This is a genomic window from Marinobacter sp. C2H3, from assembly GCF_037080155.1.
GTDB lineage: Bacteria > Pseudomonadota > Gammaproteobacteria > Pseudomonadales > Oleiphilaceae > Marinobacter.
On the sequence record NZ_JBBBNZ010000003.1, the window covers coordinates 64,525 to 81,174 of the forward strand.

Consider the following 16,650-nt stretch of genomic DNA (forward strand, 5'->3'; position numbering starts at 1 on the left):
CGGTTTGTGTGTATGATACCGGTTTTACGCACTAATTAAAGACACAGACCCGCCAGAAGCCTTGCCATGCACGACTATCAGCGAGAATTCATCGAATTTGCCATCCGCCGGAATGTGCTCCGGTTTGGCGAATTCACGCTCAAATCCGGGCGCATCAGCCCGTACTTTTTTAACGCCGGCCTGTTCAACACCGGCGAGGACCTCGTTGCATTAAGCAAAGCCTATGCCGCCGCCATCGACCGGAGCGGCCTGGATTATGACATCCTTTTCGGGCCTGCCTATAAGGGCATTCCGTTGGCCACCGCCACCGCCCTGGCCCTGGCTCTGGCCGGCACTAGCAAGCCGTTCGCCTTCAACCGCAAGGAGAAGAAGGACCACGGTGAAGGCGGCAACCTGGTGGGCGCGCCACTGGACGGCCGGGTTCTGATTGTGGATGACGTGATCACCGCCGGCACCGCCATTCGCGAAGCCATCGGCATCATCCACGATGCCGGTGCTACGCCGGCCGGCGTACTCATTGCCCTGGACCGTCAGGAACGTGGCAACGGCGAGGTCTCTGCCATCCAGGAGGTCGAGCAGACCTACGGGATTCCGGTGGTCAGCATCATCCGCCTCGAACAAATCCTCGACTACCTGCAGGCCCGCCCGGAGTTTTCCGGCCACGCCGAGCAGGTTGCCCGCTACCGGGACCAATACGGAGTGTGAGCCATGGCCCATCGCCTGCTGCCTGTTTGTGCCACCGTCACCCTGGGACTCTGGCTGGCGCTGCCGCAAACCGCCGCCGCCCAGATGTACCGGTACACGGACGCCAACGGCCAGGTGGTCATCGGTAACACCATTCCCCAGGAAGCCACCCGTCGGGGCTACGACATCCTCGGCAGCAATGGCCGCGTGGTCAAAACCATTCCGCCTGAGCCCACCAAGGAAGAGCTCGCCGAGCGGGAAGCCCGCAAAGCCCAGGAGGCCGAGCAGGCCCGCCAGCGCGAGGCCGACGAACAGCTGCTCAAACGCTACAGCCATCCCGATCAGGCGGTGAAGGCGATGCAGCGCAAGATCGGCGAAATGCAGGGACTGATCCAGCTCAAACGCGGCAACATCTCGGTGGTGTCCTCCCAGCTGGACGCCGAGCAGAGCAAAGCGGCCGATATGGAACGCAGCGGCCAAGCCATTCCGGAGGCGACCCTCCAGAAAATCGACCGCCTGGGATCGCAGATTCGTGACATGGAGCGAGAGATCGCCAGCCAGGAAAAAGAGATCGAGGCGCTCAAGCAGGACTATCTCGAAGACATCCGGCGCCTGGAAGCCATTACCGGCGAACGCCACACGCTCTCTCTGGAGACGCCAGAAGCGCCCTGACAACGGCGTTTCTGCGAGCGCACCGGAACCGTCGCGCTCAAACAAAAAAGGCGCCGCGAACGGCGCCTTTTTCTATTCACCTGGTCCGCCGATCAGGCAGAGGCGGTGCTCTTCTTCGCGGCAGTGGTCTTGCGCGCGGTGGTCTTGCGCGCAGCCGGCTTCTTGGCTTCTACGGACTTCTTGGCGTCCTGGGCCGCCTCAGCCACGTCTTCGGCGGCGTCGGATACGGCGTCAGCGCCTTCAGCCGCTTCTTTTTCCAGCTTCGCCACCAGGTCCGCGGCAAAGTTGCCAAAGCGGGCGTTCAGGCTGCGCAGCTGCTCGAACAGGCTTTCGCTGTAACCGTCGTAACGCTTGCGCAGGGTTTTCACGCTGTATTCACGCGCTTCGGACTCCAGCTTCTCGGCGTACTCGAACGGCTTGGACGCCAGTTTCTTCTGCTGCTCTTCAGCCGCGTTGATGCCCTTCTCAACGATGTCCTGAAGCTGCTCTTGGTAGGTCTTGAGTTTACCCATGGTCGTTACTCCCTTTGCGGTTTCAAACGTGTTCATCAACGTTCTGTGAAACGGTGGGGGCTCGCCACGGTGCGCCGTATGCGGCCCTGTTCATCAGTCAGGACTCACAATACGGCGATAAATTAGAATGATCATACTAAAACCCGGCATTCATCTCGGGGGTCACACCCTGGCCCGAAATGACAACCTACCAGCGAAACAGGACCCAGCTTGGTACCAGCAGGTCGGATTTGTGTTCTTCCATCCAGCCGCCGCCGTCGGCAGGCACCAGGTAGTAGGCGGGCCCGACGTCCGGAACCACCTTGATCTCCATGAGCTGGCCGTTGACGCGGTATTCATAGAATATCTTCTTATCACCAGGGCGAATGACAATCTGGGGACCCTGGTCCGACGGCTGGTAATCGGAGATCACCACCGGCTCCTTGGGGGTTTCCACGGGCACTTGGTCAAGCGCCCCGTCCTGCCCGGAGGTATCCGCCGCACTGGCATCCTTACCTTGAGCCACAGCCGCCAGCGGCAGGCACGCGAGCATCAGGAGTGAACAGGCGAATCGCTTCATATTCGTGCTACCCTTTTGTCCATTTCGTCAGCCAAAGACTTGCACAAGCGAACCTCCGCTTCAATCAGATTCCGGATCCGTACTTGTATGAATGAGCAAACCACCCCGCCCGTTGTGCTGGTAGACGGTTCGTCCTACCTGTTCCGGGCTTACCACGCCCTGCCGCCCCTGACCAACAGCAAGAACCACCCAACCGGCGCGATCAAGGGCGTCATCAGCATGCTCCGGCGGCTGGAGCAGGATTTCCCGGGCTCGAAAGTGGTGGTGGTGTTTGACGCCAAAGGCAAAACCTTCCGGCACGACCTGTTCGAGGATTACAAGGCCAACCGGCCGCCCATGCCCGACGACCTGGCGGTGCAGATTGCCCCCATCCACGACATTGTCCGTGCCATGGGCCTGCCCCTGCTGGTGGTACCGGATGTGGAAGCGGACGACGTGATTGGCACCCTGGCCAACGAAGCCACCAGCAAGGGCATCGACGTGGTGGTCTCCACCGGCGATAAGGACATGGCCCAGTTGGTGAGCGACCACGTCACCCTGATCAACACCATGACCGAAACCCGCATGGACCGGGACGGCGTGGTGGACAAGTTCGGCGTGACGCCCGAGCAGATCATTGATTACCTGGCCCTGGTGGGCGACAAGGTGGACAACATTCCGGGCGTGAACAAATGCGGTCCGAAGACCGCCGTGAAATGGCTGCAGACTTACGACTCCCTGGATAACCTGCTGGCCCACGCGGACGAGATCAAGGGCAAGATTGGCGAGTCCCTGCGGGACGCGGCCGACACCCTGCCCCTGAGCCGGGAGCTGGCCACCATCAAGACCGACGTGGCCCTGGACTTCGGCCTTGAGGACCTTGGGCTGCCGCAACAGGACGACGAGAACCTGATCGCGCTGTTTCGGGAATACGAGTTTCGCAGCTGGGTAGAGGAACTGGAGAAAAGGGGCGAGCCACAGGATAGCGCTGCCAAGGACGACCCGGCTCCCGACAGCGACAGCGCCGGCATCGAACCGCGCTACGAGGTTATCACCGAGCAGGCTCGCCTTGACGACTGGCTGGACCGGTTGTCTGAAGCCGAGCTGTTCGCGTTTGACACCGAAACCACCAGCCTGCGCTACATGGACGCCGAGATTGTCGGCGTTTCGTTTGCCATCGAGCCCCATGAGGCGGCCTACGTGCCTCTGGCCCATGATTACATGGGCGCGCCGGACCAGCTCGACCGGGACGCGGTGCTCGAACAGCTGCGCCCTCTGCTGGAAGACCCGTCCCGCAAAAAGGTCGGGCAGAACCTCAAATACGACAAGAACGTGCTGGCCAACCACGGCATCGTGCTCGAGGGCATCGCCGAGGACACCATGCTGGAATCCTACGTCTACAACTCGGTGGCCACCCGGCACGACATGGACAGCCTGGCCCGGGAGTACCTGGGCGAGCAGACCATCACCTTCGAATCCATCGCCGGCAAGGGCGCCAAACAGCTGACCTTCAACCAGATTGACCTGGACAAGGCCGGCCCCTACGCCGCCGAGGACGCCGACATCACCCTGCGCCTGCATCAGACTCTGGCGCCCCGGCTGAAGGACACCGGGCGCCTCGAGGCGGTGTACCGGGAGATTGACCTGCCGCTGGTGCCGGTGCTGTCCCGCATGGAGCAGCGGGGCACGCTGATCAGCGCCAGCACGCTGCGCCGGCATAGCCAGGAGCTGGCCGAGCGAATGGCAGAGCTGGAAGCCGAAGCCCATGAGGTGGCCGGGGAAACCTTCAACCTGGGTTCCACCAAACAGCTCCAGGCCATCCTGTACGACAAACTCGGCCTGCGGGTGGTCAAGAAGACCCCCAAAGGCGCCCCTTCAACCGCCGAGCCCGTGCTGCAGGAGCTGGCACACGAGCACGAGCTGCCCCGGCTGATCGTGGCGCACCGGAGCCTGAGCAAGCTCAAATCCACCTACACGGACACGCTCCCGGAGCTGATTCATCACCGTACCGGACGGGTGCACACCTCCTACCACCAGGCGGTCACCGCGACCGGCCGGCTGTCGTCCTCCGAGCCGAACCTGCAGAACATCCCGATCCGTACCGAGGAGGGCCGGCGCATCCGCCAGGCGTTCATCGCGCCCGAAGGGTATCGCCTGATTGCCGCGGACTACTCCCAGATTGAGCTGCGCATCATGGCCCACCTGTCCGGGGACAAAGGCCTGCTGAACGCCTTCGAACACGGGGAAGACATCCACAAGGCGACGGCCTCAGAGGTGTTCGGCGTGTCCGTCGACGAGGTCTCCGGCGACCAGCGCCGCAGCGCCAAGGCCATCAACTTCGGCCTGATCTACGGCATGTCCGCCTTTGGCCTGGCCCGCCAGCTGGGCATTGAGCGGGGCGTGGCCCAGCAGTACATCGACCGCTACTTTGACCGTTACCCCGGCGTGCTGCGCTACATGGACAACACCCGCCAGCAGGCCCATGAGGATGGTTTTGTCGAAACCCTGTTTGGCCGCCGCCTGTACCTGCCGGAGATCAACGCCCGCAACAAGCAGTTGCAGCAGGCGGCCGAACGCACCGCCATCAACGCGCCCATGCAGGGCACGGCGGCGGACATCATCAAACGGGCCATGGTGGAAGTGGATCGCTGGCTGATGGACACCTACCCCGAGCAGGCCCGCATGACCATGCAAGTGCACGACGAACTGATCGTTGAGGTGCATGAAGACGTCGTCGAGGCGGTCCGCGACGGCCTGATCCGGCGCATGTCCGATACCACTCTGCTGGATGTGCCGCTGCTTGTGGAAGCCGGCGTCGGCCTGAACTGGGACGAGGCCCACTGACGCCACCCTGGCCCAAAACAGGTCACCCGGGCCGCCCGGTGCACCAGATCACGGCGCTGTTGCCGTCGCCCGACGCAGGATAAGCGGAAAAACCGGCGGGCAGCGCCCGCCACAGCACCGGTGCCGGGAATCGGCATGAAATTCGCTTTGAATCAGATGTCGGCGCCCGGCCGGTCTACACCGTGGGGCGCTATGTTGTGACACTGGATCGAGGCGTTGATCATGACCACTCTGGCATTGGAACGCGGCTGGCTGCTGGACCCCAACCACCTCAAGCTGGTGCACCGCTGTCGCCGGCTGATTCAATCCGAATTCGGCGTCAAACTGCACCTGACCGAGCAGCACCTGGCCCAAAGACTGGCGGAATTTGCCGGCAAGACCCGATCGCCCCATCTGTCACGGACCTGGGATGATCTAGTGGCCCGGGTGCCGGAACTCGGCGGGCTGGCCAACGACGACGCCGAAGACGACGCCCCGAAACGGCGTTATCGCGGCCAGGTCATCGCCGATCCGGAATTGCCGGCGCCCGGCGAGGCCGCCCCGGATGTCCCGGCCCGCAAGACCGCCGTGATCTACCGGGGGCAGGTGGTATCGCCCTGAGCCGTCACCACACCACCGACCCCGGCCACCCGCCTGCGACCATACGGGCGACCGCTTGGCAGCAGGCCTAAACGGCCCCTGCCGCTAGGCACAAAAAAAACCGGCGAAGGGCTCGTGGCCCCGCGCCGGTTTTTCATACCGGAACGATCAATCAGAACGCTTTGCTGACCTGAATCCCGGCGCTCCAGGCGCTCAGGTCGTATTCGGCCTGGTAGTTGCTTTGATCCTGAACACCCGGCTGAAGCTCAGCCACCTGAGACGGGTTTTCATGACTGTAGTTGCGATCGTTCACCTTCGGATTATCCGCAAAGATCAGCGTGCCAACGGAGGCATCCACGGTCCAGCCGCTCTGCGCGTCTTTCCACTGGGCTCCTAGGGCCAGCCAATGGCGGTCTTCCGACGGAACCCGTGCAGTAACGTACTTGTCGTTCACCGGCGACTCATCCCAGGCGTAGCCCGCTTTCAGGGCCCACTGGGGCGTCGCCTGCCAGATGGCGCCAACGTTGAACTGCCACGTATCCTGCCATTTCTCGGTCACGTGGTTAATGATCGCACCCTTTTGCGGCGCATCAGTCACCGGGCCACCTACTTCATCACTGATAATGTCCAGTTCCTCGAAACGACTCCATTTCGAGAAGGTCGCGCCCGCAAGCAGCGTGACGCTGTCGGTAAGTTGATGGCGTGCGCCGAAGGTGATGCTTTCTGGAATAGCCAGCGGCACTTTCACTTTCTCGGATACATTGACGGGTGTGAAGACTCCGGCAGCCGGATTCACGTAGTTCGTCAGGTCGGCGTCGCCCTTCAGCTTCAGTTCCGTCCCGGTCTGCGCGGTCAGGCCCAGTTGGGTTTCTGGCGAAAGCTCGTACAGGAAGCCAACCCGGAAGGTAACGCCCACGTCGTCGCCCTGCACGTCCGCATAACCTTCATCGTACAGGTTCGGATTCGTCCCGCCCGAAACCGCGTAGCCGGCCGCTGAGTTGTCGAGGGAACGCGACAGACGCCCCTCGGCGTAAATAATGTTAATACCGGCGCCCATCGACAGGCCCTGCCCGTTGCTCACCGCAATGGACGGCGTAAATTCGATGGCCGTCAGCTCGGTCTTATCCGCAAAGAAACGGCCGACGAAATCATTTTCGTAATCCGCGGCGAGCCCGTAGGGCGCATGGATGCCGAAGCCAACGTCAATGTTGTCGTTCACTTCATGAGTCAGGTAAACGTTCGGCAGCACGGCCGGGTCGGCAATATCACCACCGCCCGAGCCTTGCACAGGAAGCCCCAACTGGTTGGTGGCTTTTGCACCGTCCTTCGCCTCGGCATCAATATCCAGAACCGCGGCACCAAAGGAAAGGTTGGTGCCGGACAGCTGGCTCATGCCGGCCGGGTTAAACAGCACGGTGGTCGCGTTTTCCGGGTTGGCGGCAGTGCCGGCGTTGGCCACGCCCATGGCGCTGGCGCTCTGCTCATTCAGGGAAAAACCGCCGGCCAGGGCGGTTGCCGGGGCAGCGATGGCGGCGAGCGTGGCGAGGCGCACGGCCCGGGCGAGTACGTGGGACTTCTTGTTCATGGTAACTCCTTATTGTTTCCGGCCCGGAGTATACGCAGCCCGGGCCAATGGCCTCAAATGCAATAACTACTCATTTGCGACCCTAACAAATTACGACTTTGGTCGAACAGGCCTGAAAAGGCGACTCAATCGTCCTGAATCGACAGTTTGTCGACGGTGGAGGAGAGCTTGTCGGCGCCGGCGGCGTCCGCTCCGAGTTTGATCATCAGGCGCAGGTCGTTGGCCGAATCGGCGTGGGCGAGGGCGTCCTCGTACGTGATGGAACCCTCGGCATACAGACGGTAGAGCGCCTGATCGAAGGTTTGCATGCCACTCTCGTTGGACTTGGCCATCAGCTCTTTGAGCTTGTGAACCTCGCCCTTGCGGATGATGTCTGCAACCAGCGGAGAGTTGATCAGCACTTCAATGACCGCCTTGCGGCCTTTGCCATCCGGCGTGGGCACCAGTTGCTGGGCGACAATGGCCCTGAGGTTGAGGGACAGATCCATCCAGATCTGGTTGTGCTGCTCCGGCGGGAAAAACTGGATGATCCGGTCCAGGGCCTGGTTGGCGTTGTTGGCGTGCAGGGTGGCCAGGCACAGATGCCCGGTTTCGGCGAACTGCACCGAGTATTCCATGGTCTGACGGGTGCGCACCTCGCCGATGAGAATCACGTCCGGCGCCTGGCGCAGGGTGTTCTTCAGGGCCACCTCGAAGCTGTCCGTATCGATGCCCACCTCGCGCTGGGTCACAATACAGCCCTGGTGCTGGTGCACGAATTCGATCGGGTCTTCAATGGAGATGATGTGGCCCCGGCTGTTGCGGTTACGGTGGCCGATCATGGCGGCCAGCGAGGTGGACTTACCGGTACCCGTGGCGCCTACGAACATGATCAGGCCCCGCTTGGTCATCGCCAGGTCCTTGATCACCTCGGGCAGGGACAGCTCATCCAATTGGGGGATCTTCACTTCAATGCGCCGCAGCACCATGCCACACAGGTTGCGCTGGAAAAACGCGGACACCCGGAAACGGCCGATGCCCCGGGCGCTGATGGCGAAGTTGCACTCGTGGGTTTCTTCAAATTCGGCGCGCTGCTTGTCGTTCATGGCGCCGTAGACGAATTCCCGGGTCTGCTCCGGTGTGAGCGCGCTCTTGGTAACCGGCAACACCTTCCCGTTCACCTTCATGCTCGGCGGCACGCCGGCGGTAATAAACAGGTCCGAGCCGCCTTTTTCCACCATCAACCGCAACAGTTTTTCAAATTCCATTTTTCTACCCAACCTTCACAATCAGAAATTATCCGGCATTTTCGCCTTGGCCCGCGCCGCTTCACGGGAAATCAGCCCTTTCTGCAGGAGCTTTTCCAGGCACTGGTCGAGGGTCTGCATGCCGAGAGCGCCGCCGGTCTGGATCGACGAGTACATCTGCGCGATCTTGTCTTCCCGGATCAGGTTCCGTATGGCCGATGTCCCAATCATGATTTCGTGGGCGGCAATCCGACCGCCGCCCATCTTTTTCATCAGGGTCTGGGAGATAACCGCCTGCAGGGATTCGGAGAGCATGGAGCGAACCATGGACTTCTCTTCGGCCGGGAACACGTCCACCACCCGGTCGATGGTCTTGGCCGCTGAGGTGGTGTGCAGGGTGCCGAACACCAGGTGGCCGGTTTCGGCGGCGGTCAGGGCCAGGCGAATGGTTTCCAGATCCCGCAGCTCGCCCACCAGGATGATGTCCGGGTCTTCCCGCAGGGCCGAGCGCAGCGCTTCGTTGAAGCCCAGGGTATCCCGGTGCACTTCCCGTTGGTTGACCAGGCACTTTTTCGAATCGTGCACGAATTCGATGGGGTCCTCGATGGTGAGGATGTGCTCGTAGCGGGTGTCGTTGATGTAGTCCATCATGGCCGCCAGCGTGGTGGACTTACCCGAACCGGTGGGGCCGGTCACCAGCACCAGTCCCCGGGGAACCGACGAAATGTCCTTGAAAACCTGGCCCATGCCCAGATCTTCCATGGTAAGCACTTTCGAGGGAATGGTCCGGAACACGGCGCCAGCGCCGCGGTTCTGGTTAAAGGCGTTAACCCGGAAACGGGCCACACCGGGCACCTCGAAGGAGAAGTCGGTTTCCAGGAACTCCTCGTAATCCTTGCGCTGCTTGTCGTTCATGATGTCGTAGATCAGGCCATGAACCTCCTTGTGTTCCATCGGAGGCAGGTTGATCCGTCGCACATCGCCGTCGACCCGGATCATCGGCGGCAGGCCGGCTGACAGGTGCAAATCGGACGCACCCTGTTTGGCCGAAAAGGCAAGCAGTTCAGTAATATCCATAGGGTTCCTCGGAGGGGTTTTTCTTTTATTCCAGACGCGGCAAACTCACACCATGAGCAGCATAGCAGACAACATCGGGAGCGTAACCCGACGCATACAAAAAGCAACATTGGCCGCCGGAAGAGCCCCGGACAGCGTGCATTTGCTGGCCGTCAGCAAGACCCGGCCAGCGGAAGATCTGCGCGCTGCCTACAGGGCCGGACAGCGCGCCTTCGGGGAAAACTACCTTCAGGAAGCCCTCGACAAGATCGACGCGCTGGCCGACCTGCCGGATCTGGATTGGCACTTCATTGGCCCGATTCAATCCAACAAGACCCGACCGATCGCCGAAGCCTTTGCCTGGGTGCACAGCGTTGACCGCCTGAAGATTGCCCGCCGCCTGAGCGAGCAGCGGCCGGCGGATCAGCCACCGCTGAATGTGTGCCTGCAGGTGAACATTGATAACGAAGACAGCAAGGCCGGCTGCCGGCTGGCCGAGCTGGCCGAACTCGCTGCCGGCGTCGGCGCCCTGCCCGGCCTGTCGCTCCGGGGACTGATGGTGATTCCCGATCCGGACCAGCCCGAGGACCAGCTGCGGGCCCGTTTCCGGGCCATGGCGGACGCGCTGGCGGAGTTGCGCCGGACCCAGCCGGAGGCCGGCCCGCTGGACACCCTGTCCATGGGCATGTCCGGCGACCTGGAAGCCGCCATTGCCGAAGGCGCCACCTGGGTCCGGGTGGGCACCGCCCTGTTTGGGGCAAGGCCGCCCAAAGCCCCGCCGCGCTGAAGCCGGCGGTTCCTGTTATCATCCGGGCAGACCGTTAACCGACCAAACGCTGGAGTGAACCTTGAGCACATCTTCCACCATCTCGTTCATCGGGGCCGGCAACATGGCCAGCGCCATCATCGGCGGCATGCTGGACAAAGGCTACAAGCCGGAAAATCTCTGGGTGAGCGCCCCGGAGGACAGCCACCTCCAGGCCCTGCGCAAGCGTTACGGCGTGAGCGTCACCACCGACAACCGCTACTGCGCCGAGCAGGCGGACATGGTGATTCTGGCGGTCAAGCCCCAGGTGATGGCGGACGTGTGCCGGGACATCGCTCCGGTGGTCCAGAACACCCGGCCGTTGATGGTGTCCATCGCCGCCGGCCTGACCACGGACACCCTGGACGAGTGGCTCGGCGGCGGCTTGCCGCTGGTGCGGGTGATGCCGAACACCCCCTCCCTCGTGGGTAAGGGTGCCGCCGGCCTGTTTGCCAACGCCCAGGTCAAGGACAAGCAGAAGGCCATGGTGCAATCGGTGTTCGAAAGCATCGGCTCTGCCCTGTGGGTGGACGACGAAGCCCTGCTGCACAGCGTCACCGCCCTGTCCGGCAGCGGCCCCGCCTATTTCTTCCTCATGCTTGAGGCCCTGGAGTCGGCCGCCACCGACGCTGGCATTGAGGCGTCGACGGCCCGCGCTCTGGCTATCCAGACCATGGCAGGCGCCGCCGAAATGGCCGCCCGCAGCGAGCATGATCCGGCCCAGCTCAAGCGAAACGTGATGTCCCCCGGTGGCACCACGGAAGCCGCCATTCACACCTTTGAGGACGGAGGCCTGCGGGAGTTGGTCAACAAAGCCTATAAAGCCGCGTTCGACCGGTCCCACGTGATGGCCAAAGAACTGGCTGGCAAACACTAACCCTGAGGGAGACCCTGCTTCATGCTGGCAGACATCTTGATCACCGTCCTGCTGATTGCCTCGACGTTCTACATGACCCTGGTACTGCTGCGGTTTCTGCTGCAACTGGCCCGGGCGGACTTCTACAACCCGATCTCCCAGTTCGTGGTCAAGGCGACCAACCCGCTGCTGCGGCCACTGCGCCGAGTCATTCCCGGTTGGGGCGGAATCGACGGCGCCGCGCTGGTGCTGGCGGTACTGGTCCAGGCGCTCACGCTCTTCCTCATTATTGTTCTGCTCACCGGCGCCATCCCGGGCATCAACCCCATCAAACTGGTGGTCTGGGCGGTATTGAACATCATGGACCTGGTGATAAAAATCTACTTTGCGGCGCTGATTGTGACCGTCGTAGTGAGCTGGATCGCGCCCCATAGCGGCCACCCCGGTATTCAACTGGTAGCCCAGATTATCGAACCGGTGGCTCGCCCGGTGCGCAACCTGATTCCACCCATGGGAGGCCTGGACCTGTCTCCCATTGTGATATTTCTGATTCTGCAGGTGCTGACGGCGGTAGTGGACCATATGAAGTTGGTCACAGGCCTGAGCAAGTTGACCCAAGAGTTGGGCACGCTGGCGGGAGGCCTTGGCAGCATCGGCCTGGGAATGTAAACCGTCCCGCAAAACTACATTTTTTTACAGAGGAAGCGATCACGGCTCCGGTAGACTCGATCTGAACGCAAGGGTGCTGCCTCGGCGGCGCCCGGGACAAAAAGAAAAAGGACATTCCGATGAACGCGCAGGGCACGCTGTCTCAGCAGGTCGAGGCCTACCACAACTGGAAAAAGGAACTGATCCGGCAGATCGGTCGCTACCGCCTCTGGCTGCAGGACAATGACCTGTTCTCCGACGACATCAGCGCCCGCCTGCGGCACGGCCTGGAGCTGCTGGTCGAGGATGAACTGACCATTGCGTTCGTCGGCGAGTACTCCCGGGGCAAGACCGAGCTGATCAACGCCCTGTTCTTCTCCGGTTACGGCCAGCGCATGCTGCCCTCGGAAGCGGGCCGTACCACCATGTGCCCCACCGAGCTGTTCTTTGATCGCAGCAGCCAGGAAAACTACCTGCGCCTGCTGCCGATTGAGACCCGCACCGACGACGACTCCCTCCAGCAGTGGCGCAACCGCCCGGAGCAGTGGGTGCGCCACGAGCTGGACGCCACCGATCCGGAAGTCATGCGTTCGGTGCTCGCGGAAGTCGCCCGGGTCAAGAGCGTGCGGCCGGACCAGGCCCGCGCGCTCGGCTTTGACGAGGACATGCTGGAGGCCGACCGCAACGAGCCCGGCAACGTGCTGGTGCCCGCCTGGCGCAACGCCCAGATCAGCATCCGCCACCCGCTGTTTGAGCGCGGCCTGCGGATCCTGGACACCCCGGGCCTGAACGCCCTGGGCTCCGAGCCGGAACTGACCATCAGCCTGCTGCCCCGGGCCCACGCCGTGCTGTTCGTGCTCAGCGCCGACACCGGTGTCACCGCCAGCGACATGACCATCTGGCGCGACCACATTGACACCGAACACGCCGACCATCGCGCCGGCCGGTTTGCGGTGCTCAACAAGATCGACGTGCTCTGGGACGATCTTCAAGGCGAGGCGCACACCCAGGCCGCCATTGAGCGGATCCGCCAGTACACCGCCGACCACCTGGGCATCCGCCAGCACGACGTGATTCCGCTGTCCGCCAAGCAGGGCCTTCTGGCCCGGGTGCGCCACGACGACGCCCTGTTCGAGCGCGCCAATATCGGCCAGCTCGAACACCTGATCATCCAGCGCATCCTGATGCACAAGGAGCAGTTGATCACCCAGAGCCTGATCAACGACATTCTGGGCATGCTGCAAAACAGCCAGGCGGCCATGCAGACCCGCCTGGGCTCGCTGGAAGAGGAGCTGGATGCCTGCGCCGGCGCCACCGTCGACAAGGCCGCCCTCGGCCGCCTCGCCGAGCGGGCTCAAAAAGACTACGACTTCTACTACAAAAAGTTGATCACCCTGCGCTCCAGCCGCCGGCTGATGGAATCCCAGGGCGCGACCCTCAGGGACATGGTCAGCGAGGCCCGGTTCGAGGCCCACGCCGAGCGGGTGCGAACGACCATGACCGGCAGCTGGACCACCGCGGGCATGAACCGGGCCATGGACCAGTTTTTCGAGCGCCTGGAAAGCGACCTGAACAACCTGATGAGCGAAGGCCACCTGGCCGAGAAGATGGTCGGCGCCATATACCGCCGCTACAACGAGGACACCCGCGCCCGGCACCTGGAGCCGATCCCGCTTCGGGCCGGCCGCCACGTCATCGCCATCCGCGAACTGCGGCGCAAGGCCCGGCGCTTTCGCCTCAGCCCCAAGAACCTGCTGGCGGCCCAGGCGCTGCTGGTCCGGCGCTTCCTGAACGTGATGGTGGGCGAAGCCCGCACCCTGCACGAGCGGGCGCGTCGGGACGTCGATCGCTGGCCCCAGGAGGCCCTGCTGCCCATTCTCCAATACTCCATGGAGCAAAAGCAGTTGCTGGAGCACCAGATCCGCCGCCTGAGGGACATGGTACGCAACGATCGGGACAGCCGCGCCGAACGGGAGCGGCTAAACCACGCCATTGCTGATCTTCGCCGCCAGCTGGAACTGGCTGACGCCATGGCCCGGCAGATTCGCAAGCCGGCGCCGACGCTGATCCAGCAGAAAGTGGTCAACATCTCCGGCGCACTCTGATTCCCCGCCAGCCCTCGAGAGCGCCCCTTAGGGCGTTGACCGAGGGTCTGGTTGCAGGGCACCGGCACCGGCTATACACTGCTCGGCTGGCGGGTTTTTGCGGCGCCGTCCGCCCCGCCTCTCCAGACATGACGGACCGAACCAGGAAGCCAGCGCGCCGATGCCCGAATCCCATCCTTCGGATTCTGTCGGGATAGTCACCCCGCAGTCCCACCATTTTGACACGCCCATTACCCTGGCCTGCGGCCAGACGCTGGCGCAGTACGACCTCGTGGTCGAGACCTACGGCGAACTGAACGCCGACGCCAGCAACGCGGTGCTGATCTGTCACGCCCTGAGCGGGCATCATCACGCCGCCGGTTACCACAGCGAAAACGACCGCAAACCCGGCTGGTGGGACAGCTGCATCGGCCCGGGCAAGCCCGTCGATACCCGGCGCTTTTTTGTGGTGTGCCTCAACAACCTGGGGGGCTGCCACGGCAGCACCGGCCCCAGCAGCACGAACCCGGCCACCGGGAAACCCTACGGCCCGGACTTCCCGGTGGTCACCGTTGCCGATTGGGTGCAGAGCCAGGCACTGCTGGCCGACCGCCTGGGCATCCGCCAGTGGGCGGCGGTGATCGGCGGCTCCCTGGGCGGCATGCAGGCCCTGCAGTGGAGCCTGGATTACCCGGATCGGTTGAGGCACGCGCTGGTGATTGCCTCCACGCCACGGCTGACCGCCCAGAACATTGCCTTCAACGAAGTGGCTCGCCAGGCCATTACGTCCGACCCGGATTTCCACGACGGCCGCTACTACGAGGCCAACACCCTGCCCCGCCGCGGCCTGATGCTGGCGCGCATGGTGGGGCACATCACCTACCTTTCCGACGCGTCCATGGGGGAGAAGTTCGGCCGGGAGCTGCGGGAAGAGGCCTATAAATTTGGCTATGACGCCGAGTTCCAGGTGGAAAGCTACCTGCGTTACCAGGGCGAGCGCTTCTCCGAATCCTTCGACGCCAACACCTACCTGCTGATGACCCGCGCTCTCGACTATTTCGACCCGGCCTATGATCACGGTGGCGACCTGTCCAAGGCGCTCGCGGACGCCAGCTGCGAATTTCTGGTGTTGTCCTTCAGCACCGACTGGCGGTTTCCGCCGGAGCGCTCGGAGGAACTGGTGAACGCGATGCTCAGCGCCCGCCGAAAGGTCAGCTACGCAGAAATCGACGCGCCCTGGGGCCACGACGCGTTCCTGATCCCGACGCCCCGGTACACCGACGTATTCACCGCCTATATGGACCGCGTGGCCCGGGAGGTGGGCGCATGAGACCGGATCTCGAGATCATCCAGCAGTGGATCAAGCCCGGCAACCACGTGCTCGACCTGGGTTGCGGCGACGGCACCCTGCTCGACTTCCTGCAGCGGGAGCGCCAGGCCACCGGCTTTGGCCTGGAAATCAACCCGGACCACATCACCACCTGCATGGGCCGGGGCGTGGCGGTGATTGAGCAGAACCTGGACACCCAGGGCCTGGACAACTTTGACGACGGCATGTTCGATGTGGTGTTGATGACCCAGGCCCTGCAGGCGGTTCGCCGCCCGGACAAGGTGATTGACGAGATGCTCCGGCTCGGCCGCGAAGGCATTGTCACCTTCCCCAACTTCGCCCACTGGCGCCTGCGCTGGGGGCTTGCCCTGAGCGGCCGCATGCCCGAATCCGAGGCGTTGCCCTACAAGTGGTACAACACCCCCAACATCCGGCTGTGCACCTTCAAGGATTTTGAAGCCCTGTGCCGCCAGAAGGGCATCCGCATCAAGAGCCGCCGGGTGGTGGACGGCCATCACCAGAACAGCCGGCTGGCCCGGCTGTGGCCGAACCTGCTCGGGGAAATCGCCATTTACCGCATCACCCGCGACGGCGCCTGACCGTCGCCGCCAGCCCGAGGAGCCCCCCATGAGCCAACGCCTGGTTATTGCCAGCAACAATCCCGGCAAGATCGCCGAGCTGACGGAGCTGCTTGCGCCGCTGGGGCTGGCCCCCGTTGCCCAGGGCGAACTGGGCGTCGGTGAGGCCGAAGAACCGGCGGCCACCTTTGTGGAAAACGCCATTCTGAAGGCCCGCCACGCGGCCCGGGAAACCGGCCTGCCGGCGTTGGCGGACGACAGCGGCATTGCCGTGGATGCTCTCGGCGGCCGCCCCGGCGTCCGCTCCGCCCGCTTCGCCGGCGACAGCGCCAGCGATCAGGACAACGTGGATGCCCTGCTGGAGGCCCTCAAGGGCGTCCCGGACGATCAGCGCGGCGCCCAGTTTCACTGTGTGCTGGTGTACCTGCGCCACGCGGACGACCCCACCCCGATCATCTGCCACGGCCGCTGGCCCGGCGAGGTGCTGCGGGCGCCCCGGGGCGATGGCGGCTTTGGCTACGACCCGGTGTTCTGGGTGCCTGAACGCCAGTGCACCGCCGCCGAACTGTCCCGGGCGGACAAAGGCCGCATCGGCCACCGGGGCCGCGCCCTGGCCCAACTGATCGACAACCTCCGCGGGGAGCACTGAAACC

16 protein-coding genes are annotated in these 16,650 nt (G+C 63.3%); 11 read left to right on the top strand and 5 right to left on the bottom strand.

Going from position 1 to position 16,650, the window contains the following annotated elements:
* Positions 1 to 66 precede the first annotated feature (66 nt).
* The gene (gene pyrE, locus V3388_RS09775; protein ID WP_336367365.1) at positions 67 to 705 is read left to right on the top strand and encodes an orotate phosphoribosyltransferase; all 639 of its coding nucleotides are present in this window, start codon (positions 67 to 69) and stop codon (positions 703 to 705) included.
* 3 nt (positions 706 to 708) lie between these two features.
* On the top strand, positions 709 to 1,356 hold the full coding sequence (locus V3388_RS09780; RefSeq protein ID WP_336367366.1) for a DUF4124 domain-containing protein: 648 nt from the start codon (positions 709 to 711) through the stop codon (positions 1,354 to 1,356).
* Positions 1,357 to 1,448: 92 nt separating this feature from the next.
* Here V3388_RS09780 and V3388_RS09785 read toward each other — a convergent pair whose 3' ends face one another.
* Together V3388_RS09785 and V3388_RS09790 are read right to left on the bottom strand one after the other, a co-directional pair.
* Positions 1,449 to 1,868 (bottom strand): hypothetical protein, encoded by a 420-nt coding sequence (locus tag V3388_RS09785; RefSeq protein WP_336367367.1) that lies wholly within the window; start codon positions 1,866 to 1,868, stop codon positions 1,449 to 1,451.
* Positions 1,869 to 2,055: 187 nt separating this feature from the next.
* Positions 2,056 to 2,427 (bottom strand): DUF2782 domain-containing protein, encoded by a 372-nt coding sequence (locus tag V3388_RS09790; protein ID WP_336367368.1) that lies wholly within the window; start codon positions 2,425 to 2,427, stop codon positions 2,056 to 2,058.
* Between the two features lie 87 nt (positions 2,428 to 2,514).
* Here V3388_RS09790 and polA point away from each other — a divergent pair, with 87 nt between their 5' ends.
* Positions 2,515 to 5,250 (top strand): DNA polymerase I, encoded by a 2,736-nt coding sequence (gene polA / locus V3388_RS09795; RefSeq protein ID WP_336367369.1) that lies wholly within the window; start codon positions 2,515 to 2,517, stop codon positions 5,248 to 5,250.
* Positions 5,251 to 5,472: 222 nt separating this feature from the next.
* Complete coding sequence (locus V3388_RS09800) at positions 5,473 to 5,850, top strand: hypothetical protein (RefSeq protein ID WP_336367370.1); 378 nt, start codon at positions 5,473 to 5,475, stop codon at positions 5,848 to 5,850.
* A 151-nt stretch (positions 5,851 to 6,001) separates the two neighbouring features.
* Here the strand turns inward: V3388_RS09800 and V3388_RS09805 are convergent, their stop codons facing one another.
* From V3388_RS09805 to V3388_RS09815, 3 genes are all read right to left on the bottom strand, one after another.
* Positions 6,002 to 7,414 (bottom strand): OmpP1/FadL family transporter, encoded by a 1,413-nt coding sequence (locus tag V3388_RS09805; RefSeq protein ID WP_336367371.1) that lies wholly within the window; start codon positions 7,412 to 7,414, stop codon positions 6,002 to 6,004.
* A gap of 125 nt (positions 7,415 to 7,539) precedes the next feature.
* Positions 7,540 to 8,661, bottom strand: coding sequence for a PilT/PilU family type 4a pilus ATPase (locus tag V3388_RS09810; RefSeq protein WP_336367372.1), 1,122 nt, complete (start codon positions 8,659 to 8,661; stop codon positions 7,540 to 7,542).
* A gap of 21 nt (positions 8,662 to 8,682) precedes the next feature.
* A complete protein-coding gene (locus V3388_RS09815; protein ID WP_336367373.1) occupies positions 8,683 to 9,717 on the bottom strand; it encodes a type IV pilus twitching motility protein PilT in 1,035 nt (344 codons plus the stop codon).
* Positions 9,718 to 9,769: 52 nt separating this feature from the next.
* Between V3388_RS09815 and V3388_RS09820 the strand changes: the two genes are divergently transcribed.
* The 7 genes from V3388_RS09820 to rdgB all read left to right on the top strand — a co-directional run bounded on the left by V3388_RS09820 (position 9,770) and on the right by rdgB (position 16,646).
* The gene (locus V3388_RS09820) at positions 9,770 to 10,483 is read left to right on the top strand and encodes a YggS family pyridoxal phosphate-dependent enzyme (protein WP_336367374.1); all 714 of its coding nucleotides are present in this window, start codon (positions 9,770 to 9,772) and stop codon (positions 10,481 to 10,483) included.
* 61 nt (positions 10,484 to 10,544) lie between these two features.
* Positions 10,545 to 11,378 carry a pyrroline-5-carboxylate reductase gene (proC, locus tag V3388_RS09825; protein ID WP_336367375.1) on the top strand — a complete coding sequence of 278 codons (834 nt, stop codon included), beginning with the start codon at positions 10,545 to 10,547 and terminating at the stop codon, positions 11,376 to 11,378.
* Positions 11,379 to 11,399: 21 nt separating this feature from the next.
* On the top strand, positions 11,400 to 12,026 hold the full coding sequence (locus V3388_RS09830; RefSeq protein WP_336367376.1) for a YggT family protein: 627 nt from the start codon (positions 11,400 to 11,402) through the stop codon (positions 12,024 to 12,026).
* Positions 12,027 to 12,145: 119 nt separating this feature from the next.
* Positions 12,146 to 14,110 carry a dynamin family protein gene (locus V3388_RS09835; RefSeq protein ID WP_336367377.1) on the top strand — a complete coding sequence of 655 codons (1,965 nt, stop codon included), beginning with the start codon at positions 12,146 to 12,148 and terminating at the stop codon, positions 14,108 to 14,110.
* A 160-nt stretch (positions 14,111 to 14,270) separates the two neighbouring features.
* Entirely contained in the window at positions 14,271 to 15,419 is a 1,149-nt protein-coding gene (gene metX, locus V3388_RS09840) for a homoserine O-succinyltransferase MetX (RefSeq protein ID WP_336367378.1), read from the top strand.
* On the top strand, positions 15,416 to 16,018 hold the full coding sequence (metW, locus tag V3388_RS09845; protein WP_336367379.1) for a methionine biosynthesis protein MetW: 603 nt from the start codon (positions 15,416 to 15,418) through the stop codon (positions 16,016 to 16,018). The genes metX and metW overlap by 4 nt, the downstream gene beginning before the upstream one ends.
* 28 nt (positions 16,019 to 16,046) lie before the next feature.
* Positions 16,047 to 16,646: an RdgB/HAM1 family non-canonical purine NTP pyrophosphatase gene (rdgB, locus tag V3388_RS09850; RefSeq protein WP_336367380.1), complete on the top strand. Its 600-nt coding sequence runs from the start codon at positions 16,047 to 16,049 to the stop codon at positions 16,644 to 16,646.
* The last annotated feature ends 4 nt before the right edge of the window (positions 16,647 to 16,650 follow it).

Bases quoted from the DNA above. Each gene is read 5' to 3' on its own strand.
- V3388_RS09800 (WP_336367370.1), top strand. From the start codon at position 5,473: ATGACCACTCTGGCATTGGAACGCGGCTGGCTGCTGGACCCCAACCAC.
- pyrE (WP_336367365.1), top strand. From the start codon at position 67: ATGCACGACTATCAGCGAGAATTCATCGAATTTGCCATCCGCCGGAAT.
- V3388_RS09790 (WP_336367368.1), bottom strand. From the start codon at position 2,427: ATGAAGCGATTCGCCTGTTCACTCCTGATGCTCGCGTGCCTGCCGCTG.
- V3388_RS09815 (WP_336367373.1), bottom strand. From the start codon at position 9,717: ATGGATATTACTGAACTGCTTGCCTTTTCGGCCAAACAGGGTGCGTCC.
- V3388_RS09805 (WP_336367371.1), bottom strand. From the start codon at position 7,414: ATGAACAAGAAGTCCCACGTACTCGCCCGGGCCGTGCGCCTCGCCACG.
- V3388_RS09780 (WP_336367366.1), top strand. From the start codon at position 709: ATGGCCCATCGCCTGCTGCCTGTTTGTGCCACCGTCACCCTGGGACTC.
- V3388_RS09810 (WP_336367372.1), bottom strand. From the start codon at position 8,661: ATGGAATTTGAAAAACTGTTGCGGTTGATGGTGGAAAAAGGCGGCTCG.
- rdgB (WP_336367380.1), top strand. From the start codon at position 16,047: ATGAGCCAACGCCTGGTTATTGCCAGCAACAATCCCGGCAAGATCGCC.
- polA (WP_336367369.1), top strand. From the start codon at position 2,515: ATGAATGAGCAAACCACCCCGCCCGTTGTGCTGGTAGACGGTTCGTCC.
- metW (WP_336367379.1), top strand. From the start codon at position 15,416: ATGAGACCGGATCTCGAGATCATCCAGCAGTGGATCAAGCCCGGCAAC.
- V3388_RS09835 (WP_336367377.1), top strand. From the start codon at position 12,146: ATGAACGCGCAGGGCACGCTGTCTCAGCAGGTCGAGGCCTACCACAAC.
- metX (WP_336367378.1), top strand. From the start codon at position 14,271: ATGCCCGAATCCCATCCTTCGGATTCTGTCGGGATAGTCACCCCGCAG.
- V3388_RS09830 (WP_336367376.1), top strand. From the start codon at position 11,400: ATGCTGGCAGACATCTTGATCACCGTCCTGCTGATTGCCTCGACGTTC.
- V3388_RS09820 (WP_336367374.1), top strand. From the start codon at position 9,770: ATGAGCAGCATAGCAGACAACATCGGGAGCGTAACCCGACGCATACAA.
- V3388_RS09785 (WP_336367367.1), bottom strand. From the start codon at position 1,868: ATGGGTAAACTCAAGACCTACCAAGAGCAGCTTCAGGACATCGTTGAG.